The organism is Phormidesmis sp. 146-33 (assembly GCF_052939515.1).
In genome coordinates, this window is record NZ_JBJPHU010000044.1 from 1 (window position 1) to 24408 (window position 24408).

At 50.1% G+C, this 24408-nt stretch carries 20 protein-coding genes and 1 pseudogene; 15 read left to right on the forward strand and 6 right to left on the reverse strand.

Annotated features, from left to right (window positions below; genetic code table 11):
* Together ACJ2PR_RS18010 and ACJ2PR_RS18015 are read left to right on the forward strand one after the other, a co-directional pair.
* A partial coding sequence (locus ACJ2PR_RS18010; RefSeq protein ID WP_446878016.1) for a DNA-directed RNA polymerase subunit beta'' occupies nucleotides 1-1557 on the forward strand: 1557 nt, incomplete at its 5' end.
* A 159-nt stretch (nucleotides 1558-1716) separates the two neighbouring features.
* Complete coding sequence (locus ACJ2PR_RS18015) at nucleotides 1717-3492, forward strand: alpha/beta hydrolase (RefSeq protein ID WP_446878017.1); 1776 nt, start codon at nucleotides 1717-1719, stop codon at nucleotides 3490-3492.
* Between the two features lie 36 nt (nucleotides 3493-3528).
* Here the strand turns inward: ACJ2PR_RS18015 and ACJ2PR_RS18020 are convergent, their stop codons facing one another.
* Nucleotides 3529-6138: a sensor histidine kinase gene (locus tag ACJ2PR_RS18020; RefSeq protein ID WP_446878018.1), complete on the reverse strand. Its 2610-nt coding sequence runs from the start codon at nucleotides 6136-6138 to the stop codon at nucleotides 3529-3531.
* A 209-nt stretch (nucleotides 6139-6347) separates the two neighbouring features.
* Between ACJ2PR_RS18020 and ACJ2PR_RS18025 the strand changes: the two genes are divergently transcribed.
* The 3 genes from ACJ2PR_RS18025 to ACJ2PR_RS18035 are packed head-to-tail and all read left to right on the forward strand — an operon-like array spanning nucleotide 6348 to nucleotide 8676.
* Complete coding sequence (locus tag ACJ2PR_RS18025; protein ID WP_446878019.1) at nucleotides 6348-7142, forward strand: ATP-binding cassette domain-containing protein; 795 nt, start codon at nucleotides 6348-6350, stop codon at nucleotides 7140-7142.
* Nucleotides 7130-7756, forward strand: a complete 627-nt coding sequence (locus ACJ2PR_RS18030) for an ABC transporter permease (protein ID WP_446856850.1) — start codon at nucleotides 7130-7132, stop codon at nucleotides 7754-7756. Before ACJ2PR_RS18025 ends, ACJ2PR_RS18030 begins: the two co-directional genes overlap by 13 nt.
* A gap of 29 nt (nucleotides 7757-7785) precedes the next feature.
* A complete protein-coding gene (locus ACJ2PR_RS18035) occupies nucleotides 7786-8676 on the forward strand; it encodes a glycine betaine ABC transporter substrate-binding protein (RefSeq protein ID WP_446866451.1) in 891 nt (296 codons plus the stop codon).
* A 12-nt stretch (nucleotides 8677-8688) separates the two neighbouring features.
* Here the strand turns inward: ACJ2PR_RS18035 and tadA are convergent, their stop codons facing one another.
* Nucleotides 8689-9195: a tRNA adenosine(34) deaminase TadA gene (gene tadA / locus ACJ2PR_RS18040; protein ID WP_446866453.1), complete on the reverse strand. Its 507-nt coding sequence runs from the start codon at nucleotides 9193-9195 to the stop codon at nucleotides 8689-8691.
* Nucleotides 9196-9269: 74 nt separating this feature from the next.
* Between tadA and ACJ2PR_RS18045 the strand changes: the two genes are divergently transcribed.
* Entirely contained in the window at nucleotides 9270-9854 is a 585-nt protein-coding gene (locus ACJ2PR_RS18045; RefSeq protein ID WP_446878020.1) for a CpcT/CpeT family chromophore lyase, read from the forward strand.
* Between the two features lie 144 nt (nucleotides 9855-9998).
* Here the strand turns inward: ACJ2PR_RS18045 and ACJ2PR_RS18050 are convergent, their stop codons facing one another.
* Nucleotides 9999-10358 (reverse strand): STAS domain-containing protein, encoded by a 360-nt coding sequence (locus tag ACJ2PR_RS18050; protein ID WP_446856846.1) that lies wholly within the window; start codon nucleotides 10356-10358, stop codon nucleotides 9999-10001.
* 339 nt (nucleotides 10359-10697) lie between these two features.
* A complete protein-coding gene (hemF, locus tag ACJ2PR_RS18055) occupies nucleotides 10698-11741 on the reverse strand; it encodes an oxygen-dependent coproporphyrinogen oxidase (RefSeq protein ID WP_446856845.1) in 1044 nt (347 codons plus the stop codon).
* A gap of 500 nt (nucleotides 11742-12241) precedes the next feature.
* Between hemF and ACJ2PR_RS18060 the strand changes: the two genes are divergently transcribed.
* The 7 genes and pseudogenes from ACJ2PR_RS18060 (at nucleotide 12242) to ACJ2PR_RS18090 (ending at nucleotide 19392) form a co-directional block, all read left to right on the forward strand.
* Nucleotides 12242-12754 carry an SRPBCC family protein gene (locus tag ACJ2PR_RS18060; RefSeq protein WP_446856844.1) on the forward strand — a complete coding sequence of 171 codons (513 nt, stop codon included), beginning with the start codon at nucleotides 12242-12244 and terminating at the stop codon, nucleotides 12752-12754.
* A gap of 127 nt (nucleotides 12755-12881) precedes the next feature.
* The gene (locus ACJ2PR_RS18065; protein ID WP_446866455.1) at nucleotides 12882-13943 is read left to right on the forward strand and encodes an Mrp/NBP35 family ATP-binding protein; all 1062 of its coding nucleotides are present in this window, start codon (nucleotides 12882-12884) and stop codon (nucleotides 13941-13943) included.
* A gap of 68 nt (nucleotides 13944-14011) precedes the next feature.
* The gene (gene rodA / locus ACJ2PR_RS18070; RefSeq protein ID WP_446878021.1) at nucleotides 14012-15289 is read left to right on the forward strand and encodes a rod shape-determining protein RodA; all 1278 of its coding nucleotides are present in this window, start codon (nucleotides 14012-14014) and stop codon (nucleotides 15287-15289) included.
* 144 nt (nucleotides 15290-15433) lie between these two features.
* Nucleotides 15434-15631: pseudogene (locus ACJ2PR_RS18075) on the forward strand (NAD(P)H dehydrogenase subunit NdhS); the annotation flags it as partial.
* A 106-nt stretch (nucleotides 15632-15737) separates the two neighbouring features.
* Nucleotides 15738-16394, forward strand: coding sequence for an HAS-barrel domain-containing protein (locus ACJ2PR_RS18080; protein WP_446866457.1), 657 nt, complete (start codon nucleotides 15738-15740; stop codon nucleotides 16392-16394).
* A 246-nt stretch (nucleotides 16395-16640) separates the two neighbouring features.
* Nucleotides 16641-18725, forward strand: a complete 2085-nt coding sequence (locus ACJ2PR_RS18085; protein ID WP_446878022.1) for a cation:proton antiporter domain-containing protein — start codon at nucleotides 16641-16643, stop codon at nucleotides 18723-18725.
* Nucleotides 18726-18990: 265 nt separating this feature from the next.
* Nucleotides 18991-19392: a response regulator gene (locus ACJ2PR_RS18090; RefSeq protein ID WP_446856839.1), complete on the forward strand. Its 402-nt coding sequence runs from the start codon at nucleotides 18991-18993 to the stop codon at nucleotides 19390-19392.
* A gap of 71 nt (nucleotides 19393-19463) precedes the next feature.
* On the opposite strand, the gene ACJ2PR_RS18095 is transcribed toward ACJ2PR_RS18090, so the two are convergent.
* Entirely contained in the window at nucleotides 19464-19670 is a 207-nt protein-coding gene (locus ACJ2PR_RS18095; protein WP_446878023.1) for a hypothetical protein, read from the reverse strand.
* Between the two features lie 221 nt (nucleotides 19671-19891).
* On the opposite strand from ACJ2PR_RS18095, the gene uvrC reads away from it, so the two are divergent.
* The gene (gene uvrC / locus ACJ2PR_RS18100) at nucleotides 19892-21829 is read left to right on the forward strand and encodes an excinuclease ABC subunit UvrC (protein ID WP_446878024.1); all 1938 of its coding nucleotides are present in this window, start codon (nucleotides 19892-19894) and stop codon (nucleotides 21827-21829) included.
* A 471-nt stretch (nucleotides 21830-22300) separates the two neighbouring features.
* On the opposite strand, the gene ACJ2PR_RS18105 is transcribed toward uvrC, so the two are convergent.
* Nucleotides 22301-23014: a PHP domain-containing protein gene (locus ACJ2PR_RS18105; protein ID WP_446878025.1), complete on the reverse strand. Its 714-nt coding sequence runs from the start codon at nucleotides 23012-23014 to the stop codon at nucleotides 22301-22303.
* Between the two features lie 457 nt (nucleotides 23015-23471).
* Between ACJ2PR_RS18105 and ACJ2PR_RS18110 the strand changes: the two genes are divergently transcribed.
* Entirely contained in the window at nucleotides 23472-24404 is a 933-nt protein-coding gene (locus ACJ2PR_RS18110; RefSeq protein ID WP_446878026.1) for a sensor histidine kinase, read from the forward strand.
* Nucleotides 24405-24408: the final 4 nt, after the last annotated feature.

The window sequence follows — 24408 nt, forward strand, 5'->3', positions numbered from 1 at the left end:
ATTGAGCTGGTTGCTGACACCACTGACCCAGAACTGATGCGCCTGCAACTGGTGATTCTCGAATCGCTAGTGATTCGTCGGGACATCTCAGCAGACACGACTCAGGGCAGTACGCACACGCGCGTTTTGGTCAAAGATGGCGACCAGATTGGCCCAGGTGCCGTCGTCGCTCGGACTGAAATTCAGTGTAAAGAAGCCGGAGAAGTGCAGGGGATTCGCCAGGGCAGTGAGGCGATTCGGCGGATTTTGGTGGTGAGAGAAGCGGACACGATCGCGATCGACACCAAAGGCAAAACACCCACCGTCAAAGCAGGAGATCTCCTCGTGTCGGGGGCACAGCTCGCACCGGGAATGCTCCTCGAAGAGTCAGGACAGGTGCTTGAGGTTAGCGATTCTCAGATCAGAATGCGGATTGCTCGTCCTTATCGCGTGTCTCCGGGTGCCGTTCTTCACGTCGATGATGGCGATCTGGTGCAACGGGGTGACAACCTGGTGTTGCTGATTTTTGAGCGCACCAAAACGGGAGACATCATTCAAGGTCTGCCGAGAATTGAAGAACTGCTCGAAGCACGTAAGCCCAAAGAAGGCTGTGTGCTGGCAGAACGTCCCGGTAAAGCTCAGGTCGTCTATGGCGAGGATGACACGGTAGAAGTGAAAGTAGTTGACTCAGACGGACTGGTGACGGAGTATCCGATCGGCCCCGGTCAAAACGTGATCATTTCTGATGATCAGCATGTTCTGGCAGGAGAACGGCTCACAGACGGCCCCGCCAACCCCCATGAGCTTCTAGAAGTGCTGTTCAAAGCCAATCGTGAAGCAGTCGGCATCCATGATGCATCGATGATCAGCTTGAGAGAAGTTCAGACTTTCCTCGTCAACGAAGTGCAGGCGGTGTATCAGTCTCAAGGGATTGATATTTCGGACAAACACATCGAAGTTGTCGTGCGTCAGATGACTTCTAAGGCACGGGTAGACGATGGGGGCGATACCACCATGCTGCCCGGCGAACTGGTCGAACTCTATCAAATCGATCAGGTTAACGAAGCGATGTCGATTACCGGGGGCGCACCTGCTGAATACACGCCCGTCTTGTTGGGGATTACCAAAGCCTCGCTCAACACAGACAGCTTCATCTCGGCAGCAAGTTTCCAAGAAACAACTCGCGTCTTGACCGAAGCGGCGATCGAAGGCAAGTCCGACTGGCTCCGAGGCCTCAAGGAGAACGTGATTATTGGTCGTCTAATTCCCGCTGGAACCGGATTTAACGCTTACGAAGAATCGGGTACGCCGGATGTGGATATGGCTTACGACGGGTCGATCGCCTTTGACGACGAAGGAGATTTGACCGATGTCGTACTGGACGATCGCACGGCTCGCAGTTACGGTTTAGACAGCTTTGATGAGCGTCCGAGCTTTAGCTTTGAGAGCTTTGGCAGTCCGGTCGCTGATGTCGATGCCGAGCCGTTCTCGCCTGTATTAGATGACGACGACGATCTAATTGATGATGGCGTTGACGACGACGATGAAGATGACGAAATGGACGATGACGATCTGTAAAGTTCGGCTGATTCTTAATTGACTCGCGAATCGTTCCTCCCTGTTGACACAATGGGGAGGATTTTTTATGTAATGATTCTAGAGTTTGGCAATGAATCGGGGCAAAGGCGCTATGATTGCGACGAAATTTGTATAGCAGAACGTCGCTTCAGAAAACCGATGAGCAACCATCTACTCGCGATTCAAAAATTGGCTGTGGAGAATGGGAAGTTTCCGGGCTACTTTGTTGTCAGCACCGCCCCCATCAATGTAGAAGATCGGTCTCAAACTGATCCAAAAGTTGACCCCGATCAGGCAATTCATGAAATGACTCAATACCTGAAAGAGCACAAAGAAGATGCTGAAATTCTGGTGATGATTCACGGCTATAACACCCCCAGATCAGGGGCTGAGTATTGGTATAAAAGCACTTGTGAATATATTTCTCAGCACTATACAGAGATTCCTAAAGGATTGCTGGCGATCGGCTATCGCTGGCCATCTGAGCAAATTGTAGAAGATGAATCGGGCAGCTTTAAAGATAAGCAAGCGGCAGCAAAACAGGCTTTACCCAAGCTGATGAGCCTTGTGACGCGATCGGGCATTGTGGGTCTGATTGTAGGCGTGGTGGGCACTTTAATCAGTATTTTGATCACGCTATCTAGGGTTTACACTGGCTTAGAACTGCTGCTTAGTTTTGTCGTTTTGCTGATTCTTTCGCTGGTTGCGGTTGCGCCAATTTTGACGATTGTTGCGCTGAGATTGACCGTTTATTTTCGAGATACTTTCCGAGCAAGTAATTATGGTGTAGCAGATTTTGTTGAGTTAATTCGACAGTTGGATAGTGCGCTAGTTGAGCAATCTGAAGGCGACGATCGCGCTCAAAAACTGGCGGCTTGGAGTCAAAGAAAAGTGCGGTTATCGTTTATTGGTCACAGCATGGGAGCCTTTGTTGTCACCAATGCCATGCGAATTCTTTCTGATGTGTTTGACCCCGGTTCGATCGGAAATTTGGATGTCAACAACCGCGATAAGTGCCCTTCGTCTGAGATTGGTAATGTCTTTCGATTGAGTAAGCTCGTCTTGGTGGCTCCTGACATTCCCGCAGAGTCGATTATCTCAGGTCGAGCGAATACGCTGCGATCGTCTCTGCGTCGATTTGAGGAAGCTTATCTCTTTTGTAATGAGGGCGATATGGCGCTCCGACTTGCTTCTACGGCGGCCAACTACTTTACCTTTCCTGCCAAAACTCGTGATGGGGGCTATCGTCTGGGAAATGTCAATGTTAGAAATAAGCTGCAAAACCGGAAGCGTAATTTGGGCGGGATTGTTAATCTATCAGAAACTGGGCAACTGATAACACCTGCTGATGATCATTTGGTTGCTAAAGATTCAACGTTTTTGAACTACTTGTTTATTCGAGAAAGGACTTCTTTAGCGTCTCGACAAGAACTAATTGGACTGGGAGAAAAACAGAAGTCGATCGCTAAATTGTTTACCTATTTCGACTGTACCAACTATAAAGAAAAGTACCTTGATCCTAAGACCCAACAAGAGAAAGAGATCGGCATTGTCAGCAAGGCGATCGACAAACCTTTTCTTAGTTTTTGGGACTATATTTCTCTGAGTCTGGACTTTTTTACGGGTAAAGTTGACACGCATGGCGGCTATATTTTTAGCCCTCACGCTAACTTGAGTAAACGGCTGATTTATGGCTTAAGCTGTCTTGGATTTGAGAAGTTTCTGGACTCTCTAGAGGCTGATCCTTTATTTCCCAAATTGCTCGAAGACGTTAGAGTTCAGCGATCGGAGTTAGCGCCCAATCAACAAAAAGAACTCGCTTTGTTACAAACACTTTCTTACTTGTGTGGAAGCAAAGGAATTCAGGTTTTGTTAGCACCCGAACGCTATGCAGTGGATGTATTGGGAGGAGAAACTGATCGAGATGGCTACTAATTTCAAATATCAGAATGGGTGTTGAAAATTGATTGCTTAAAGCCTGCTAATTGGCAATGTAAACCAGAATGCTGCACCCAGATTTGGAGAACTGACAACTCCCATTTGTCCCTGATGGGCTGTGATGATCTGATGACACAAAAAGAGTCCGAGTCCAAGTCCGGTGAGGTGGTGATTGTGAAATCCTCTCAAATACGGCTTTTTAAAGACTTGAGCGCATTGTTCTTGACTCATTCCTACGCCATTGTCTGTGATCGTACAGCGCAGCAGTCCATCGATTAATTCGACTGCGATCGTAATTCTCAATCCAGGATGATTATGCTTAACTGCATTCGTAATTAAGTTCTCTAAAACTTGACGGATATTCGTAGAATCGGCAACGACAAGCGGCAAATTCTCAGATAGCAAAGTCTCTAATTGGACGTTGTCTTCAATCAATAAAGGATGCAGATCACAAAGCACCGATCGTACTAATTCAGACAATTGAAAGGGTTGACGACTGAGTATATTTTCCTGAGTGTCTTGTGAGCCAGCTTCAGACAACGATCGGATTAAGCTAATTTGATGTTCGCTACTTTCAATCATGCAATTGAGAACCGATCGCGAAAGCACAATCTCTTGATCGGGCTTGTTTTGTAACCGCCTCAAAACCATGAGCATTCCCAAGATGGGTGTTCTCAAATCATGAGTAACGGCATGAAGAAGCGTATCTTTCACCTGATTGGTGGACTGAAGCTGCTCCATATTTTGCTGAAGCTGAAGTGTCCGCTCTGTTACTTGATGTTCTAAACTATTTGCCAGCGTTTGAACTTGCTGATAGAGCGTTCCTTGCTGAATTGCAATCTCGACTTGAGTGGCTAACTTTTCTAACAGTTCAATTTCAAAAGATTGCCACTGACGCGCCTCAGAGCATTGATTGACATTCAACACACCAAACATTTGATTGTCTTGGAAGATCGCGATCGCAATACTGGCACGAATTTGATATTGCTCATAGTAAGCATTAATAAAAGGGGTTTTTTCAGCCTGATCAGAATCGTGATTGACGCGAATATGAGACAACCCAAACGTCTCTCGAACGTCATTCAAAATGCTCATCGGAGATTCTGTGCCCAGCACCGATCGCCAGATTGGATCGACCGATTCTGCAACAACTTTGGCATAGCCCCGCTCGTCAAACTGCGAAAAAAACACGCGATCGACCCCCAAAAACTGCTGCACTTCAGCCACGGTCGTGTTGAGAATTTCCTCAATTTGGAGTGACTGTCTGACTTGCAGCGTGATTTCATTGAGCAGTCGATCGCGCTCACTCAACCGCTGTTGTTCTGTAATGTCCTGCACCGTTCCCGTGATATTCATGCCATTTACTTCGACTTGTTCGCTGACCGTGCGTTCTAATCCGTTGGGCAACACAATCCGGTAACACAGCCGATAAGGTTTGTGCAACAATCGTGCCCTTTCTAAAGCTTGTCTTACTTGATTGCGATCGTCGTGATGTACCCGTCGCAAAAAATTCTCTGGAGTGGGGCGTAGAGATCGGGGTACGTATCCCAAAATTCGATACAGTTCGTCTGACCAGGACAGCGATATCTGCGTCGAACACGGAGACTCATCCCAATCCCAATTGCCAATTTGAGCAACGCGCTGGGCATTCGTCAAACTAGCTTCTTGTTTGCGTAAAAGATCTTCTGCCTGCTGACGTTCTGCGATCGCCGCCGCCAACATCAACGCCATCACGGTCGTCACCCCGACAAACGCCTGCACCTGAGAAATCGCCTGCTGAGAATCGCCAACCCGCATCCAGTCTCGATTTTGGATAACTCCCCAAAGGGCGATCGCTGAGAAAATTAAGCTGCTCAAAACGGTTCCCCGCTGTCCCAGACGCAAGGCCGCCCACCCCAAGACCAAAAACGGCAAATAGTGAAGCAGGTATCGCGCCAGCCCAGACGCATCCTCACCCAATCGCCCCGGAGCAACCAGAACCACCCAGGCGCACAGAATCAGCAACCCCAGCCAAAGCATCACTTCGACCGATCGCCGTCGAAACGATCGATGCTCTCTCCACGCTTTCACTAAAGCGCTCACAGACGGCCGACGCTGGACGGGCTGACTCAACCAGGTCAGTAAAGCAGGAGTCACGACCAAAATCCCAACGCCATCTCCCAGCCAGACAGTCCACCAATTGTCAAGAAGTCCCTGCTCTGGCACTAATCCCGCTAAATAGCCGTTAAGTGTGCTGATTGTGGCGTTGACTGCCGATGAGAAGGCGGCGCCGATCGCTACAAATGAAGACACATCCTGCAACCGCCGCAGGGAAGGACGAAAGCCCACTCTTTGCAACAAAAACTCACCGCTCACCGCTTCTAAAGTACTGCCGATCGTCGCGCCGATCGCCGTCACCCAAGTTACGCCAGAGAGCGATCGCGCAAACAGCAAAGCGCCGAGAGCCACGCCAACCCAGGCGGATCGTCCAAACAACAGCAAGGCTGCCAGAGAGATGCCCGCAGGCGGATAGAACGCCGAAGCTGTTGCATCTGTGCCCAGTTGTACCAGGGAAAAGGCAAATTTGGCACTCAAAAAGTAGGCGACAGCGATCGCGCCAATGAGCAAACCAAAACGCCAGAATCGCCTCGTACTCAGAGACATAAAATTTTCTGAGCCATCAACCCCGTTACCAGCATTCTCGGCTTCTCTCATTGGGCAATTCGGACAACTGAAGCAATCCTTTGAGCAGGCGCGATCGAGCAAGTATGAATCCGCATTCACTGTCGCCCCAGATCGAGTTCCATCTAAATTTAAGGTAGGGTGGGAGTCAGAAGTCCGCCTTCCCCCAGTTGGGTGAGCAGGCGCATAGAATGACTCACATCTCTTCTAGAATACTTGAAGCCATAGGAGACGAGGCAGTTGGCATGGGGAACGCAGTTGAGTTTCATGAGGTGACCTATGATCTGCATTCTCGATCGCTCGTGTCTCGGCTCACTTTTGGCATTCCACAGGGCGAAACGCTGGTGCTGTTGGGGCGGAGTGGCTGTGGCAAAACGACCACTTTGCGACTGATCAATCGATTACTCAATCCCACGGCTGGAGAGATTCAAGTTGAGGGCATTTCGACGCAGAAGTGGAACCCGATCGCCCTTAGACGACGCATTGGCTATGTGATTCAAGAAATTGGCTTGTTTCCTCACTTCACCGTTGCCCGCAATATTAGTGTCGTTCCCACGTTAGAAAACTGGGAGCCAGCGAGAATTCGATCGCGCGTCCTGGAACTGATGGAACTGGTGGGTCTGGGGTCAGCGTTTGCCGATCGCTATCCTCATCAACTGTCGGGGGGTCAACGGCAACGAGTCGGGGTGGCGCGGGCCTTGGCTGCCGATCCGCCGCTATTACTGATGGATGAGCCGTTTGGGGCCCTTGATCCGATTACGCGGGTTGAGATTCAGCGAGAATTTCATGACCTTCAGCAGCGTTTGGGCAAAACCGTTGTTTTTGTGACTCACGACATTCAAGAAGCCTTCAGGCTCGGTTCTCAAATTGGCTTGATGCAAGCTGGAGAGCTGGTCGTGTTGGCAACGCCGGAGGAATTTGAGCGATCGACCCATCCCGAAGCCAAAGCCTTCTTAGCCGTGAAGGGTGGATCATGGACTTTCTGACTCGCTATGGTGAAGAAATTCTACAAAAATCAGGTCAGCATTTATTTCTAGTCTTGATTTCTACCGGAATCGCCGTTTTGATTGGGGTGCCTTTAGGCATTTTGATCACCCGCCAGCCAAAGTTAACCCGACCAATTCTGGGTTTTGCGAATGCGATCCAGACGATGCCCAGTTTGGCGCTGCTTGGCTTTTTGATCCCGGTGCCCTGGATTGGGGGAATTGGCCCGCGATCGGCGATCGTTGCCCTGATTCTTTATTCTTTACTGCCGATCATTCGTAATACCTATGTGGGCATTATCAGCGTCGATCCGGCTATTCGCGAAGCGGGGCGGGGAATGGGCATGACCGATCGCCAACTGTTGTTTCAGGTCGAGCTTCCGCTGGCGGCGGGCGTGATTTTGGCGGGCATTCGGTTAGCTGTGGTGATTGGGGTGGGTTTGGCGACGATCGCGGCCACGATCAGTGCAGGCGGATTGGGTGAATTGATTTTTCGAGGCGTTGCGGTGGTCGATAGTCAACTAATTTTGGCTGGCGCAATTCCCGCTGCGATCATGGCTCTCAGTGCCGATTTTGCTCTAGGCTGGATCGAGCGTCGCCTTATGGTGAAGAAATGAAGCTAAGAAACTTTTTTTCCTTTTTCCTGTTGCCTCTTGTCTTGATTGGGACGATCGCCGCCTGTTCTCAAAACAGCAATCCTCAAAGTAGCGATCGCGTGGTTGTTGGCACCAAAAATTTCACAGAGCAGGTGATCTTAGGCGAAATTCTATCTCAACAAATCGAGAGCAAAACAAAGCTAAAGGTTGATCGTCGCTTTAATCTCAATGGCACTTTTATCTGTCATGAAGCGATTAAGACTGGCGAAATTGACCTCTATCCTGAATACACAGGTACGGCTTACACCTCGATTTTAAAGCAGCCTGCGATCTCTTCGAGTTACCCGCAAGGGGTCGGTGATGCTCAACAGGTATTCGCCAAAGTCAAAGAAGAATATCCTCAACGCTTTAAGCTGGAATGGTCTGCTCCGTTTGGGTTTAGCAACTCGTTTGCGATGATTATTCGGGGAGAAGACGCTCGCAAGTTGGGCGTACAAACGCTGTCAGAAGCTGCGAAATATACTCCCGAATGGCAAGCAGGATTTGGCTTTGAATTTCTCAATCGAGAAGATGGGTTTCCTGGCTTATCAAAAACTTATGGCTTGAAGTTTAAAGGTCAACCTAAAGTCATGGATCTGGGTTTGTTGTATCGCGCTCTAACAGAAAAGCAAGTTGACTTAGTAGCTGGAAACTCTACAGATGGCTTGATTCCAACTTTGGATTTAGCCGTTCTCAAGGACGACAAACAATATTTTCCACCCTACGAAGCGGCGGCGATCGTGCGTCAAGAAATCCTGCAAAAACATCCCGAATTACGTCAAGCCCTCAACGATTTGGGGGGCAAGATCACCGAACAGAAAATGCAGCAACTCAACTATCGAGTCGATGGCAAAAAAGAAGATGTTAAACAAGTGGTTCGTGAGTTTTTGTCTGGTAGCTGAAGCCGTGTATCGCTAAAGCGGTGTGTGGCGACGATCGTGAAACCAATCCCGCAACTGCTGACGACAAGCCGACTCCAATACGCCCCCCAACACAGCCAACCGATGATTAGAAGCGGCACCATCTGGCACATTCAACACCGTGCGAATCGCCCCCGCTTTGGAATCATCTGCCCCATAAACCAACAGCCCCAATCGAGCCAAAACCAGCGCTCCTGCACACATCGGACAAGGCTCCAGCGTCACATACAGCGTGCAGTGATTGAGATGCCAGTTTTGCAGCGATCGACCCGCCGCTCTCAATGCGAGAATTTCAGCGTGGGCCGTGGGATCGCGATCACGCTCTCGTCGATTTTCTGCCTCTGCCACTAAATTTCCCTTTGAATCGACTACCACGGCTCCCACAGGCACATCGCCCGCCTTTCCAGCAGATTCGGCTAATTCAAGCGATCGCGTCATCCAGCGGCGGTGAGTCAAGTAGTCAGGATGATCGATCAGTGGTGGAGGAATGGAGAACGGCAAGAGGGAAATGAGGGGGCGATCAGGTCTTGAGAATACTGTAAGCTTTGTTCGAGAAGCTCCTTCTATACTTGCCCATGCCTTCTTTTTTGACAACTCTGGCCACTCATCTGACAGGCGAATTTGACAACCGAGAACAGGCGATCGCTGACCCTATTTGGTATGTCCATCTACAACTCTGGCACCGTCAGGTAGCGCTCTTTGCCGAAGACAGCATCACGATTTTTGCCGAACAAGCCAACATTCTGAAACTTGACCAACCCTATCGTCAGCGATTGTTAAGAATTCAACCGACAGGCGAGGAGGCGTTTCCGCTTAAGGTGCAATACTACAGCTTCAAAGATTATGCAGCCGTGAAGGGAGCCGGACAAAATCCAGCGCGATTGCAGCAAATCACAGAGGCAGACATCGAACTTTTACCAGGCTGTGTTCTTCAAGTTGCTCACCAGAAAACTCAGGAGAGCGATCGCTTTCAGGCAATGCCACCTGCGGACACCTGCTGCTACTTCTCATACGAGGGTGAAACTCGTCAGGTTGCTTTAGGCTTTGAAGTCAGTCCTGGCAAATTTCTCAGCTATGACAAAGGCATCGACCCCAACACGGGTACAGCCCTTTGGGGAGCGGTGATGGGTGCCTACGAATTTACAAAGAGACCCTCGTGACTAACTCAAAGCGACCCCTTGCGGGTAACTCGAAGAGATCGAAAGGACTTTAGACTGAACAGCATTAAGGTTTTCGGTTCAATGTGTCTGGTCTATCGGCTTCAAGGGTTTTGTACCGCAGTCAAGAGAACCGATGCTGCTCGTCTAACTTGCGACTCCCCTGGGCACCCCTTCTAATGCCTCGTCTTCAGTCTCAAAAATCTCAAAAACTGAATCCATCATCGTGACCTCAAAGACTAGCTTAGCTTCAGGATGGACGTTACAGATGCGAAAACTACCTCTGACCTTATCAGCGTCCCGCATTCCAGCGACGAGAGACGTTAGCCCAGAGCTATCGATAAAGTTAACCTGCCCTAGATTGACCACCACATGACGGCTAAGTTTGGCAATACATTCTTGAAGCTTGAGGCGAAACTGCCATGCTGTCGTGATGTCAAGCCGCCCTGTCGGAGTGAGAATGATTACGAGCGTGCCATCGTGGGTCGTGTGCGTTGTTTGCTCCATATGGATTGACTTCTGCTCCATGTAAACCATTGACTCCCCTCTTGCTGTGGATTTGGGTTAGCAGAGAAGCCGAGACATGACCCTTTTGGGATGCAAGGCAAATCACTTTACCCGTAGATGCTGAACGTCCGTGCCGATAAAAGCGCTCAAGATTGAGCAGGTCATGGCCATGACAGTCTCAGTTATGCCCACAGAGCGAGCTTTTCTAACGCGATCGTCTCCTTTGATCACGCAGGCAATCCTCTAAATCTTACCAGAATAAAATAATCCTGGTGACGGAGTGCTAGAACAGCCCATCAGCCAGGAATCAGCCAGCATTGTTGCGAGAAAAGCGGTCTTTTAGGATTTTGCAGTCCAGTTTACCCAGTCTTGAGGCTTGAGAAAGGTGTCGTAGAGTTCTGCTTCGGGAGAGCCTGGCTGGGGTTGGTAGCCGTATTCCCAGCGTACCATTGGCGGGAGTGACATCAGGATTGATTCGGTGCGGCCGTTGGTTTGTAGCCCAAAAATCGTGCCGCGATCGTACACCAGGTTAAATTCTACATAGCGTCCGCGTCGGTAGAGTTGGAAGTTGCGCTGATGTTCGCCGTATTCCAGTCCATTTCGTCGCTCGACGATCGGCACGTAGGCTGGCAAAAAGGCATTTCCGCAGTCTTGCACAAAAGAAAATAAATCTTCCCAGGTACGATTCTTGACGGCTCCGGCTTTCTGGCTATATTGTGCAGCGGCTGTATCTAACTGAGAACCAGGATAAGAGACCGGATAGAGAATGCCCTGAGTGTCTTGATAATCAAAGAAAATCCCACCTACGCCACGAGTTTCTCCGCGATGCTTGAGGTAAAAATATTCGTCGCACCAGAGCTTAAAGGTCGGGTAATACTCAGGATGGTGAGCGTCACAGGCATTTTTCAGCGTGGTGTGGAAGTGCTGCGCGTCTTCGGCAAAGGGATAGTAGGGAGTCAGGTCAATGCCGCCGCCAAACCACCAGACGGGCCCCGCCTCAAAGTATCGATAGTTGAGGTGAACGGTAGGCACATAGGGATTGCGAGGATGCAGCACCATTGAGGTTCCAGTCGCATAGAAGCCATGTCCGCCCGCTTCGGGGCGCTGTACCAGGATCGAAGGGGGCAAATCTTTTCCCCAGACTTCAGAAAAGCCAACGCCGCCCTGCTCAAAGATTTTGCCTTCTTTCATGACGCGCGATCGCCCACCGCCGCCTTCTGCCCGCTCCCAGTTGTCTTGTTGAAACTTGCCTTCCCCGTCTAGTTGTTCTAACCCCTGGCAAATTTTGTCTTGCAGAGTTTTCATCCAGTGGCTGACTCGCTCACGAGAATCAGAAGGGGGAAACGCTTGAGAGGTGGAGACTTCAGTGGAAAAGGCCGTCATAAGTTCCCTGGAAAGTTGGATCAAAAAGGTTTACGCGGTCAAAGATGGAATTTGCAAAAGTTTGCGGTCTAAATTGAGTTTGCAAAAGTTTGCGAAAAGTCGGTTGTCCAAGAATGACAGTGCCTAAAAAAGTCTTTTGTAGAGGCAATTTGAGGACTGTGAGCTTCCCGATTTAATGCGCTTATTTAGACTATCGTGAATTGTAACGACAACCAACTCGCTAACTCCTTGCCAAAAGGCTTCTTGCTTAGTGAAATCAAGGGGTTGAGCTACTGTTAAATTCTATGAACCTGTGTGAACTTGAATGAGTGGTGACTCAGCAGTTAATAATTTTTGACTTCAAACCCTGCCCTAATGATCGTAGCGTCGTAGAGGGGATCTCGATCGCTCAGTCTCTAAGGGTATGCTTAACAGCAGTCTTAAGGGAGATGGCAATTTAGGAATGGACGTGTCTAGGATAATGAATTCCCTGTTGGGTCGAGCGTAGGAGGGCGATCGTCATGCTCAAGCTTCCATCTAGATTTCTTCGCCGCAAACGTCGCCGCGTTCAGCATACTCTGGCGAGAACGTATCAAACCATCAGCACTGCGTCAGTCGATGACTTGTGGAAAAAAATTATTGACCTGGCAGATGTGTCGTGGCATCCTCTGCTGTCTAGCACCAATGTTCCGCGAGGGCTGGTAGCCAAACCGGGACTAATTTATGAAGCCGTGACGCGACTGGGGCCATTTCCGGTTCGGATTTTTGTTGAGCGGGTTGATCACCGGGAGTTGTTGAGCATTCGGATTTTGGCACTACCTGGGATCGAGGAGCGGGTGACGTATCAGGTCAAATCAACCGTCTGTGGCACTTCTGTCGCGTATTCAGTGACGCTGCAAGGGTGGCTGTCTCCGTTAGTCTGGTCACTGATCAAGCCTTATTCTGCGAGAGTCGCCTCTGATTTGGCTCAAGCCACCGAGCAGTCCATTTCGGGAAATCTAGAACCGCCCGATCGGGGCTGCTTTGACTTTTAAAGACCCTTGATAATCGTGATCCTGGAATCTCTGCAATGATTCTGACCCCAAGGATACGCCCTCCTGACGGTAAGATCGAAAAGCCAATACACCTGGACTCGATCGCCGCAGTAGGGCAGAGAATACAATGCTTGACACTAACTCAGTTTTAGAAGTCCTCAAACCTGTGCAAGACCCCGAACTCCGCAAAAGTTTGGTGGAATTGAACATGATTCGCAATGTCAAAATTCAAGAAGGTCACGTGAGCTTTACCCTCGTGTTGACGACTCCCGCCTGTCCGCTGCGCCAGTTTATTGTCGAAGACTGTGAGCGGGCGATCAAAACCCTGCCCGGTGTGCAAACCATTGATGTAGACGTGACCGCCGAAACACCGCAGCAAAAATCCCTGCCCGATCGCACTGGCATCGACGGCGTAAAAAATATCATTGCGATTTCCAGCGGCAAGGGTGGTGTGGGTAAAAGTAGTGTTGCTGTGAATGTAGCTGTTGCTCTGGCACAAGCGGGAGCCAAAGTGGGGATGATTGATGCTGATATCTATGGCCCCAACGCTCCGATGATGCTAGGACTAGAAGGAGCGGGGATCACCGTGCGTCAGGGTAACCAGGGAGAAATCTTGGAGCCAGCCTTTAATCACGGAGTCAAGCTCGTCTCAATGGGATTTTTGATTGACAAAGACCAACCTGTGATTTGGCGCGGGCCGATGCTGAATGGAGTAATTCGGCAGTTTCTTTATCAGGTTTCCTGGGGCGATTTAGATTATTTGATTGTCGATATGCCACCCGGAACGGGAGACGCTCAGTTGACGATGACGCAGGCCGTCCCGATGGCGGGGGCTGTGATCGTCACGACTCCTCAAAGTGTCGCCCTGTCTGACTCTCGACGTGGGTTAAAGATGTTTCAGCAGTTGGGCGTTCCGGTCTTGGGCATCGTCGAAAATATGAGCTACTTCATTCCCCCCGACATGCCCGATCGCCAGTACGACATTTTTGGATCGGCTGGGGGCGAAAAAACTGCTAAAGAATTGGGGATTCCACTGTTGGGCTGTGTGCCTTTAGAAATTCCGCTCAGAGAAGGGGGCGATCGTGGAATCCCGATCGTAGCCGCTGATCCGGATTGTGCCTCTGCCAGAGCGTTAAAAGGGATCGCCGAGCAGATTGCTGCTAAAGTGTCAATTGCGGCACTCACCTAGTCAAGTTTTGGACTGACAAATAATGTTCAGAACTCAAAACTTCAAACTTAATCTTCCTTAGCGTCTCCATGTTCCGAAAATCCTTTTTCCCGACGAACCTGAAACACTGGGTACAGCCCTGGCAAGAGGTCGATTGGTGGCTGTTTGCGGCTCCGATCGCGCTTACTGTTTTGGGAGGCGTGATGATTCGCAGTGTAGAACTCAACGCCGGGTGGACAGACTGGTGGCGACACTGGATCACAGGTGGAGTTGGGCTGCTGCTCTCGGTGCTGATTGCTCGCTGGCGCTATGACCAACTGCTGCAATGGAAGTGGCTCATTTATGGAATTACCAACGCTTCTTTGCTGCTTGTGATGTTTGTTGGGCGAGAAGAATTGGGGGCGCAGCGCTGGATTAGTATTCTTGGCTTCAATGTCCAGCCGTCTGAATTTGCCAAGTTGGGAATCATCATTACGATCGCCGCCCTATTGCACCATCGATCGGCATCCACCATTCCCACGATGGTCAAAGTATTACTGATCGCAGCCGTTCCCTGGATGCTGGTCTTTTTGGAGCCAAATTTGGGTACGTCTCTGGTGTTTGGGTCGATCACGATGGGGATGCTGTATTGGGGAAACGCTAAACCAGGTTGGTTGTTGCTGCTGGTTTCTCCAGTGATTTCGGCGATTTTGTTTAATGTGATGCTGCCAATTTGGGGGTACGGAATTGCCGTCATTGCAGGTTGGATTTTGATAATCGGCTGGGTATCTTTGAGAACCCTTCCCTGGTCTACTTACGGCAATCTGGCACCCGTTGTGCTTAATCTAATCGCAGGCGGACTGGGGCGAGTGCTGTGGGAATATGTGCTCAAGGATTACCAGAAGCAGCGGATTATCATGTTTGCAAATCCCGATCGCGATCCCCTGGGCGGGGGTTATCACTTGATTCAGTCCCGGATAGCAATCGGCGCTGGCGAACTCACCGGACGAGGACTGCACAAAGGCACCCAGACCCAGCTAAACTTCATTCCAGAACAGCACACAGATTTTATTTTTACGGCGATCGGTGAAGAGTTGGGCTTTATTGGGGCGGCGGCCGTCTTGCTGACGTTTTTATTGATTTGCTTTCGGCTGTTGGTGATTGCTCAGAATGCCAAGGATGATTTTGGCTCACTACTGGCGATCGGCGTGTTTTCGATGATTGTCTTTCAGGTCGTGATCAATATTGGGATGACGATCAATCTTTCTCCGGTGACGGGCATTCCGCTGCCGTGGCTCAGTTATGGAAATGCAGCCCTGTTGATGAATTTTTTGGCGATCGGGCTGGTGCAATCGGTGTCAAATTATCGACAGCGGCTAAAGTTTTGAGGCGACCAGGCTGCGTTTTGAATTGGGTGATGCTGAACGATTGATTGACACCCATCGACTCAAGACAAATCCTCAATGGCTAAACATCAGCTAAACATCACAGCAGCCTAGTACACTACTAGAAAGGCTCTCCAAACTATGACTATGATTCTTCCAGGTTCTGCGGTTCGAGTGACCAATGCTAACGATACTTACTACGGCTTTCAGGGGTTAGTCCAACGGATTAGTGATGGCAAAGTCGCTGTTTTGTTTGAAGGGGGCAACTGGGACAAACTAGTCACCTTTCGCCTATCCGAACTCGCACTCGTCGAAGTCACCGCAGGCAAGAAAAAAGCAAAATAGCTTGAGCGATGGGTTTTAAATTTTAGGTTAAATCCTAGATTAAAACCCTCCAAGGTGTGTTGTGAAGCCTTCGTTCAAATCATTCACTTCATCCCTTACACCCCTTATGCGCCTTCCCCTCCCTCAATTTGCTGCCCAAAATCGCCCTTCTAACCACATTGCAGAAGTGATCGAGACAGCAACGACCGAATTTCTTGCTCAATGTCTGGAGCCAGAAAATCTCAGCTTTCCGGTCATGCCGCCCTTTGGGAGTTGGGTCAAGTCTGCGGATGAGGAATCGGGGAATTTAATCTACGCGGTGGTTTATCATGCGACGACTAGCCCGATCGATTCCGTTCATCGAGCCAGAGCGTTGGGATTGTCGCTAGAAGAATTGCGAGAGCAGCAGCCTCAGATCTTTGCCATGCTAAAGACCGAATTTCGGGCGGAGATCGTGGGGTTTCGTCCCAATCCTGAAAAGCGCAACGGGGGAGCAGCCGTCTATCAACATTTGCCACCTCGTCCGCCTCAGATTCACCAGGCCGTCTACAGTTGTGATTCTGAAGAAGTCATTCAATTTAGTGAAGCACTCGATTTTCTGAGAACGCTGCTTCAGGTCAATGGGGCCCCTGTCGATGCGCTGACAGCCGCCGCCATTCGTGAGATCTACCAACTCCGCAAAGCCGATCGCCCCTGGCTCGTGCAAGCCGGACGAATGCTAAGTTTGCTGCTCAAGGACGACTACGATCGCCTACGCATTATTCTCAGTCAGATTCATCTCTAGACAGGTTTCTCAAGCAGTCCAGTTTGATATTGATTGAGTTTTGACAATCTTTGCTCACCCATTTACGCCATTTCTAGATTGGCGCTATAAAATCGGCAAAGACTTTAGATGCTAAACCTTTTAGAAGACAAAGACCGAAGCCTTGATGCTGTTCTGTCTAAAGTCCAACGTCCAAACTCCTCTGCCAGACCTACAGCCCCCAAGGGAATTGGTCTCAGTCGTCAGTAGCCTCTACGTCACCAGTGCATGAACTCCGCTTTACACTCTCTGCAAGGAGAACCGATCGTCTCCTTCTTGATTCTCTTGGCAGTGATTTTGTTTGTCCCGTCTCTGTTCGAGCGGATTCGCCTACCCGGATTAGTGGGATTGTTGGCGGCAGGCGTTGCCCTAGGCCCTGATGGGCTGCAAGTTTTGCACAACGACTCTGAAACGATGAAGCTGCTTTCAGATATTGGGTTAGTCTACCTGATGTTTGTCGCTGGGTTAGAAGTTGATCTCGACCAGTTTCTCAAAACCAAAAATCGCTCGATCGGCTTCGGCAGTTTTACCTTTCTGGTTCCCCAAATCACAGGCACGATCGTCGGACGGCTGTTTGGCTTTGATTGGAATGCCTCGATTTTGATCGGCTCTCTGTTTGCTTCACACACGCTGCTGGCGTATCCGATTGTCAGTCGGTTGGGCGTAGTGGGCAATGAAGCGGTGACGGTGACGATCGGCGCAACTATTTTCACAGATGTCGGTGCGCTTTTAGTTCTGGCAATCTGCATCGGCATCCATGCGGGCAACTTCACGATATTCAAACTATTTACCCTGTTGGGGTCGCTGGCAGTCTATAGCGTTGTGGTGCTGTTTGGTTTTGAGCGGGCAGGGCGGGCCTTTTTTGCACGATCGAGCGCCGAAGAAGGAAGTCAATTTTTATTTGTGCTGTTGGCTGTATTTTTGGCAGCCGTGGGGGCCCAACTCATCGGCGTTGAGAAAATTGTGGGCGCGTTTTTGTCGGGGTTGGCCGTTAATCGCGTCGTCGGAGACGGAGCCGTCAAAGAAAAAGTGATGTTTGTGGGTAGCGTCCTGTTCATCCCGATTTTCTTTGTCAACATGGGGCTGCTGATTCGGATTCCTGCCTTTGTGCAAAGCCTTACGTCACCTCAACTTGTGGGAATGACCGTCACGATCGTCGCTGGGCTGATTGGCAGTAAATTTGGAGCCGCCTTTTTGGCCAAGCTCGCTTATCGCTATAGCTGGCAAGAAACCCTAACCATGTGGTCTTTGTCCCTTCCTCAAGTCGCCGCTACCCTGGCCGCAACGCTGGTTGGATATCGAGCAGGTCTGCTCACCGAAGCCGTTCTCAACAGCGTAATTGTCTTAATGCTCGTCACTTCGACGCTGGGGCCAATTCTCACGGCTCGATTTGCAGATGGGTTAACGACACCTGGCACCGTTGCCCTCGACCCCGAAGCTTCGCCTGAATGGGGCAGCGATTCAGAAGACCCTTTTGTCGTCGTCGTGCCGATTTACAATCCCCGCACAGAGCCATATTTGTTAGAAATGGCTGCACTGCTGGCACGTCATAAAAACGGGCGAATTATGCCTCTGGCGATCGCTCACGCCCACGCCAAAATGGATGCTCCTCAATTGGACAAAGCCATCCAGCGCAGTGAATCTCTCCTTGCCAGTGCTGCTGAGGTCAGCCAAGAACTCGCCGTTATCGCCAATCCGCTTTTACGAATCGACGACGACGTAGCTCAGGGCATCAGTCGGGCCAGCCGCGAACAAAAAGCCAGTCTAGTCGTGATGGGCTGGGGGCGACAATCGCGCTTGCCGATCCGTCTGTTTGGCAACCTGATTGACAGCGTATTGTGGGCATCTCACTGTCCCGTAGCGGTTTCGAGACTGCTAGATTCTCCAATGAATTTGCGTCGGGTGCTGGTGCCGATCGAGAACTTAAGTCAGCAGTCGATCGCCGTTTTGAAATTTGCTCAAATTCTCGCGACCGAAAACCAGGGACAGTTGACACTTCTCCATGTCTGCGATCGCACCACGTCTCGCAGCAAAATGGCCTGGATCGAATCTCAGCTATCTCTTCTAGCAGACAAAATCACCCCCTCGTGTGATCCTCAAATTCAAATCCTCCCAGATGATGAAGTAGTCAGGGCAATTGTCAACGCCTCAAAACTTCACGACTTAGTAATCCTTCGCTCTTCGCGCCGCCACACCAGCGCTGGGGGGCTGTCTATCAGTGATATTACTGCTCAAGCAACGCAACAAATTTCCTGCTCTGTCGTCATGCTTGGGGAGCCGCATCGTCCTCCGATCGCAGTTTTGGTTACTTAACCTACACTTTGTACCCTGATAATTTGTACCCTGATAATAGGAATAGTCGTCCGGAGAAGGCATTTCATCTGCGGATCAGAGGTTGGGAAGGTCGTAGAAACTCCCAGAAAATCTTCGCATTTCTTTGCAGCAACTTGTAAGTTTTTATACATGTGTAGGCAGAATAGACGCAGCCGCGATTTGCCAGACCAGTTTCCCTTCAGGTAATCGCTCCCATTTAGTCACAGCGTTGACCGAGAATATAGTCAACAAGGGTGCATATGCGATGACTGTTCAAAAATCAGAACTACCAACCCGAATTCTCCTCATTGAGGACAACGAAGCTAACCGCCGCTTGATGGGTGACTACCTCAGCTATTGTGGCTACAGTGTCTGTGCGCTGTCAGAAGGAACACAATTAGCCTCTGTGATGGAGCAGTTTCGGCCGCACATCATTTTGCTAGATCTCAAGCTGCCGACGATCGACGGTTACACCTTATTAACGCAGATTCGACAGCGAGAAGACTGGCGATCGGTGCCTGTGATTGTGGTGTCGGCTTACGCCTTTCAGCGTGATCAACAGCGTGCTTTAGAATTAGGAGCCAGTCGCTATCTCGTCAAACCGATTCGGCTCTCACAGTTGACTGACGTGATTCGAGAAGAGTTAGAGCCGGGTGAAAGCAGCTAACGGATCAGATGAAGACGTTAGACTAAAAGGCCATTCTGTCCAAAGCTCAGAAGTCAACAGCCTCTAAAGCCCTATCGCTGAACACGCAGGGGAGCCTCGCCGTCTTGCCGTCTTTCAGTCACAAAAGTTTCAATAACTCTACTGAGGGTTTTGATCGTGTTGCCCGACTCCAAAATTTGTAGCTCTAATGCCGATAGCAACAGAGTCGCTGTCTGTAGTTGATTCAGCGCTTTTTCTAAACTGTCGCGAGTTTGGCTCTCAAACTCATCAAGATTCATAGGTTTCAGTAGTGATTGTCTAATTTGCTACTTACTAGGATAGACACTACGGAGAGAGCGTGAGATCCGTCCCGGTGCTCCGTTGATTTAAAATTTAAGATAAAGATAGAAATGTGAAGACGAAGCCTTTAAATCAGAGCGATTCTGAGAAACTGAGAATTTAGTGTGGAGCGCTCTTGCAAACGATCGATCCTCTCCAAGATTGTCAACCTGGAACACTTGTGACTCTATCCACCAAAACGATTCCGCTTATTCAAGACCCTGATCGCCTGGAAGCTCGCCTCAAAGAAATTCCACCCGAACCGGGGGTTTATTCCATGCGCGATGCCAGCGATCAGATTCTCTACATTGGCAAATCCAAAAAGCTGCGATCGCGCCTTCGCTCTTATTTCAACGGTCACGACACGCGGCCTCGCATTGCGCTGATGATGCGGCAGGTGGTCGAAATCGAATTCATTGTTACGGACACTGAAGCGGAAGCGCTGGCCCTTGAAGCCAATCTAATTCGCCAGCATCAGCCTCACTTCAACGTGCTGCTTAAGGATGACAAAAAGTATCCCTATCTCTGCATCACCTGGACAGAAGAATATCCGCGCATCTTCATCACTCGCAAACGGCGCATGGGAAAAGAGCGCGATCGTTACTATGGCCCTTATGTAGACTCCAAGGCGCTAAGAAACACCCTGCATTTAGTCAAGCGAATTTTCCCACTCAAGCAGCGTCCTCAACCGTTGTTTAAGGATCGGACTTGCCTAAACTATGACATTGGGCGCTGTCCGGGCGTGTGTCAGTCAATGATTTCTCCCGAAGACTATCGCAAAACCATGCAAAAAGTGGCGATGATTTTTCAGGGGCGGACGGGTGAATTAGAGGAAATGCTCACCGCTCAAATGGAAAAAGCCGCCGAAGCGCTCAACTTTGAACATGCGGCTCGACTGCGCGATCAGATTGCCGGACTCAAAACCCTGGGTGCCGACCAAAAGGTGGCCTTGCCAGACGACACTATTTCACGAGACGCGATCGCTCTGGCTGCCGATGAAGATCATGCCTGTGTACAGCTTTTTCAGATTCGGGCGGGTCGGCTGGTCGGACGGTTAGGCTTCGTCGCTGATGCCAAATCAGGGGAACCTGGAGCCATTTTGCAGCGCGTTTTAGAAGAACACTTTCAAACGGTTGATCCGGTTGAGATTCCCGCTGAGATTATTGTGCAGCATGAATTGCCCGACAGTGAAATGCTGGCCGAGTATCTGAGCCAAGCCAAAGGGCGAAAAGTTTCGATCGTGGCCCCCCAGCGCCAAATGAAAGCCGAACTGCTAGATATGGTCGAGCGCAATGCGGAATATGAACTGGCTCGAACCCAGCGATTTGCCGATCGTACCGCTCAGTCTGTTCTAGATCTGGCAGAGATTTTGGATCTACCAGAACTGCCACGCCGCATTGAGGGCTACGATATTTCCCACATTCAAGGGTCAGATGCCGTCGCTTCTCAGGTTGTCTTTGTGGATGGACTGCCCGCCAAACAACACTACCGCCATTACAAAATCAAGAATCCCAAAGTCACATCGGGTCATTCTGACGACTTTGCCAGCATGGCTGAAGTGTTGGGTCGGCGGTTTCGTAAATATGCCGCGGCCAAAGCGCGCGGAGAAACCCTCGATCGCGAGTCTTCCGTACTCAAAACGCACACCTCATCGTTTGCTGATTTTCCCGATGTGGTGATGATTGACGGAGGCAAAGGGCAACTCTCGGCTGTAGTCGCTGTGCTGCGCGAGATGAATCTGCTCGAAGATGTGAAAGTGGTAAGTCTAGCCAAACAGCGAGAAGAGATTTTCTTGCCGGGTGAGTCGTTGCCGTTGCAGACTGATACTGACCAGCCCGGAGTACAACTTTTGCGCCGACTCCGAGATGAAGCCCACCGATTTGCTGTGAGCTTTCACCGTCAAAAGCGAACCGAACGCATGAGACGATCGAGCCTGGATGAGATTCCGGGATTGGGGCACCACCGACAGAAACAACTTTTGGCTACCTTCAGGTCGATCGACTACATTCGCGAAGCTTCTCCAACTCAACTGGCGACTGTTCCGGGTGTGGGCCCTCGGTTGGCGCAGCAAATTTACGATTATTTTCACCCGAATGCTCTAGACAGGGGTGAGGAATGATGAAGGCAGATGAAAAGGTAAACCCCCACATTCAGCTTATTCCTCTAAACTTCTAATGCTAGAAAATAAGTGCATTCTTAAGTTAAGTAACGAGAACTTAAGTTGCATTACTTTTCTATCGGATTCTGATAGGAGCCTGATATCTTTTAGAAACTTTCAAAAACATTAAGGTTCTATTATGCAGACTTCAAATAAGCACCTCGGTCAATCGGTGGGAATGGTTGCGTTGTTTGCGCTGACTTGCGTTGGATTTATCACCCTTATTTCACAATTGAACTAAAAGCGATCGCTATCCCTTAACGTTTCACCTTCTGAAGTGTACTTTAGGCAACGCTGCGAATGATTCAGACAATTCACAATCCTTAACAATTTTTCTGAGTGCATCGCCCGTTTTCTCATAATAAAAGCAAGCAGGAGTCATTTTTGAGTGGCTTCTGCTTTTTAGCTTTGGTTGCTGTACGATCGCCAACCCTAGACGCGCTGTAACAAACTCAAGCCGTGTGTATCTGTCCCACAACTGTTAAGCAACTGATACTGGGTGCTGAGTTGACGAACCTGCTGCGTTTCGTCGGGGCTGGGTCGCCAGGGTTTGGGATTGTTGTACGCATAGTAAGTTTCTACGCCATCAACGCCGCAGTTCACCGCCGCCGGGATCAACTCTCGGTACGATCGTCGATAGCGAGCCGGATGAGCCAACACTGCCAAACCGCCCGCCTGCTGAATTGCAGAAATCACCCGCGCCGCCTGAGCCGATTCGCCTCTAGGTGCACTGCCTTGTAGGTAAGACGCGATCGCCGCGTGGCTGGGGTCAAAAGCAAACCCCAAAATATGCACCTCAGTCTCTAATAGCTGGGACGTGATCTCGGTGCCAATCCAGAGATGGGGAATGAATCGGTCGATCGCTTCATCGGACTGTTGCCAACCGTCGAGCCACTGCTGGGCTGCTTGATAGCCGCTGACGCGATGGTGATCCGTAATTGCAAACCCCTGGAGCGAAAGGGCGATCGCTTGCTCCATCAATCGCTCAGGTTGCAACTGCCCATCAGAGTGCGTCGTGTGCATGTGGAAGTTGTAGGAATAGGGGCAACTCTCAGCCGTGATCGATGAAAACACCTGTCTGAGTGCCGCCACACCCTGCGCTGCTGGCTTCCCAGATGTAGAAACAGTCGCTAGATTAGCAGCCATAAACGCCTCAATAGTGAAGTGGCTTGTTTAAATATCGTTACTCTCTCTACTGTAATCTACGGATTTAAAAGACTGTCAGATCCCTACAGAAACAGTAAAAACGCGGGGAAAGCATTTCGCATCTGTGCATTTCTGTGCATTTCAAAGAGGATTCACGCGGGTCAACTGGATGCCCCGATCGCCCGAAAGTGGCACATGACAAGGCAAACGAACCCAGGTCGCGTGGTAGGTTTATTTTCCATTCGTGCTGTGAAAGTTTTTTGGATATGCATAATCAATTCTCTCCTTGCTTGACCAGGCCTGGGGGTGAAAGCGACACGATCGCTCCCCTGCAAAGACGCTCTCCTCTCGCCAAAACCGCACTCAAGCTAATCAGCCCTTGCAGAAAAAGCAATGCACCGGGCATCTAATGGGTTTTGATTGAGTTCCTAAGAGCGTTGCGTGGATTGTTTTCGGAATGACTAATCGCGAGGTTGCCCAACAGATAGCGGCAATGCGAGGGCGACTGGCGGAGTTGCGCGATCGCATTCAAGTAGACCCGATTCAGACCGATCTGCAAACACAAATTGTTGGGGAATTGCAGGCGGCTCTGGCAGTGCTAGAAACGGCACAAGAGACCATTACTCACATCGATCCCCTGCCAGCAGAGTCACCCCCGGTTGACCCATCCCCCCTGGCGCAAGGGGAAATTTTGCTGAGAGAAATTCACCACCGTGTCAAAAATAATCTGCAACTGGTGGCAAGTCTTCTGGATTTGCAAATGATGCAGACTGACGATCCGGGAGTGCGAGACTTGCTGCAAAGTAACCAGAGCCGTATTCGTTTGATTGCGCTGCTGCACCAGAGTTTGTCTGAATCGCCCAATCTGACGGAAATCAATTTCTCTGAGTATGTGCGAAGTTTGGCGACGACTATTTTTAGGGTGTATGCCGTTGATCCCGATCGTATTAAGCTACGGCTAGAAGAGTTTGCAGAGGTCTCTGTCCATTCTGACAAGGCAATTCCGGTGGGTCTGATTCTCAATGAGCTGATTTCAAACGCTTTAAAGCATGGGTTCGATCGTACGGTTAGGGGCGAAGTGCGGCTTGATTTGAGGGTTGGTTCAGACGGAGAAGTGACGCTATCAGTCACCAATTCAAGCGAATTTTCTGCTGAAGGATCAGGCTTCGCTGATTTTGACCTCAACTCACCCAACTCCCTTGGTTTACAGCTTGTTCAATCGCTGGTCAGACAGATCAATGGGGTGCTAGAAATCGAGCAAAGCGACCCCTCGCGGGCAACTCAGAGCGACTCCTCGCGGGCAACTCAAAGCGACCCCTCGCGGGCAACTCAAAGAGATCGCACCACCTTCACCATTCGATTTAATAGACAGAATCAAGAACGCCCCTAACCCG

Excerpts from the sequence above, each read along its gene's own strand:
- ACJ2PR_RS18015 (WP_446878017.1), top strand. The coding sequence starts at position 1,717 with ATGAGCAACCATCTACTCGCGATTCAAAAATTGGCTGTGGAGAATGGG.
- ACJ2PR_RS18020 (WP_446878018.1), bottom strand. The coding sequence starts at position 6,138 with ATGTCTCTGAGTACGAGGCGATTCTGGCGTTTTGGTTTGCTCATTGGC.
- ACJ2PR_RS18025 (WP_446878019.1), top strand. The coding sequence starts at position 6,348 with ATGACTCACATCTCTTCTAGAATACTTGAAGCCATAGGAGACGAGGCA.
- ACJ2PR_RS18030 (WP_446856850.1), top strand. The coding sequence starts at position 7,130 with ATGGACTTTCTGACTCGCTATGGTGAAGAAATTCTACAAAAATCAGGT.
- ACJ2PR_RS18045 (WP_446878020.1), top strand. The coding sequence starts at position 9,270 with ATGCCTTCTTTTTTGACAACTCTGGCCACTCATCTGACAGGCGAATTT.
- ACJ2PR_RS18050 (WP_446856846.1), bottom strand. The coding sequence starts at position 10,358 with ATGGAGCAAACAACGCACACGACCCACGATGGCACGCTCGTAATCATT.
- hemF (WP_446856845.1), bottom strand. The coding sequence starts at position 11,741 with ATGACGGCCTTTTCCACTGAAGTCTCCACCTCTCAAGCGTTTCCCCCT.
- ACJ2PR_RS18060 (WP_446856844.1), top strand. The coding sequence starts at position 12,242 with ATGCTCAAGCTTCCATCTAGATTTCTTCGCCGCAAACGTCGCCGCGTT.
- ACJ2PR_RS18065 (WP_446866455.1), top strand. The coding sequence starts at position 12,882 with ATGCTTGACACTAACTCAGTTTTAGAAGTCCTCAAACCTGTGCAAGAC.
- rodA (WP_446878021.1), top strand. The coding sequence starts at position 14,012 with ATGTTCCGAAAATCCTTTTTCCCGACGAACCTGAAACACTGGGTACAG.
- ACJ2PR_RS18080 (WP_446866457.1), top strand. The coding sequence starts at position 15,738 with ATGCGCCTTCCCCTCCCTCAATTTGCTGCCCAAAATCGCCCTTCTAAC.
- ACJ2PR_RS18085 (WP_446878022.1), top strand. The coding sequence starts at position 16,641 with ATGAACTCCGCTTTACACTCTCTGCAAGGAGAACCGATCGTCTCCTTC.
- ACJ2PR_RS18090 (WP_446856839.1), top strand. The coding sequence starts at position 18,991 with ATGACTGTTCAAAAATCAGAACTACCAACCCGAATTCTCCTCATTGAG.
- ACJ2PR_RS18095 (WP_446878023.1), bottom strand. The coding sequence starts at position 19,670 with ATGAATCTTGATGAGTTTGAGAGCCAAACTCGCGACAGTTTAGAAAAA.
- ACJ2PR_RS18105 (WP_446878025.1), bottom strand. The coding sequence starts at position 23,014 with ATGGCTGCTAATCTAGCGACTGTTTCTACATCTGGGAAGCCAGCAGCG.
- ACJ2PR_RS18110 (WP_446878026.1), top strand. The coding sequence starts at position 23,472 with ATGACTAATCGCGAGGTTGCCCAACAGATAGCGGCAATGCGAGGGCGA.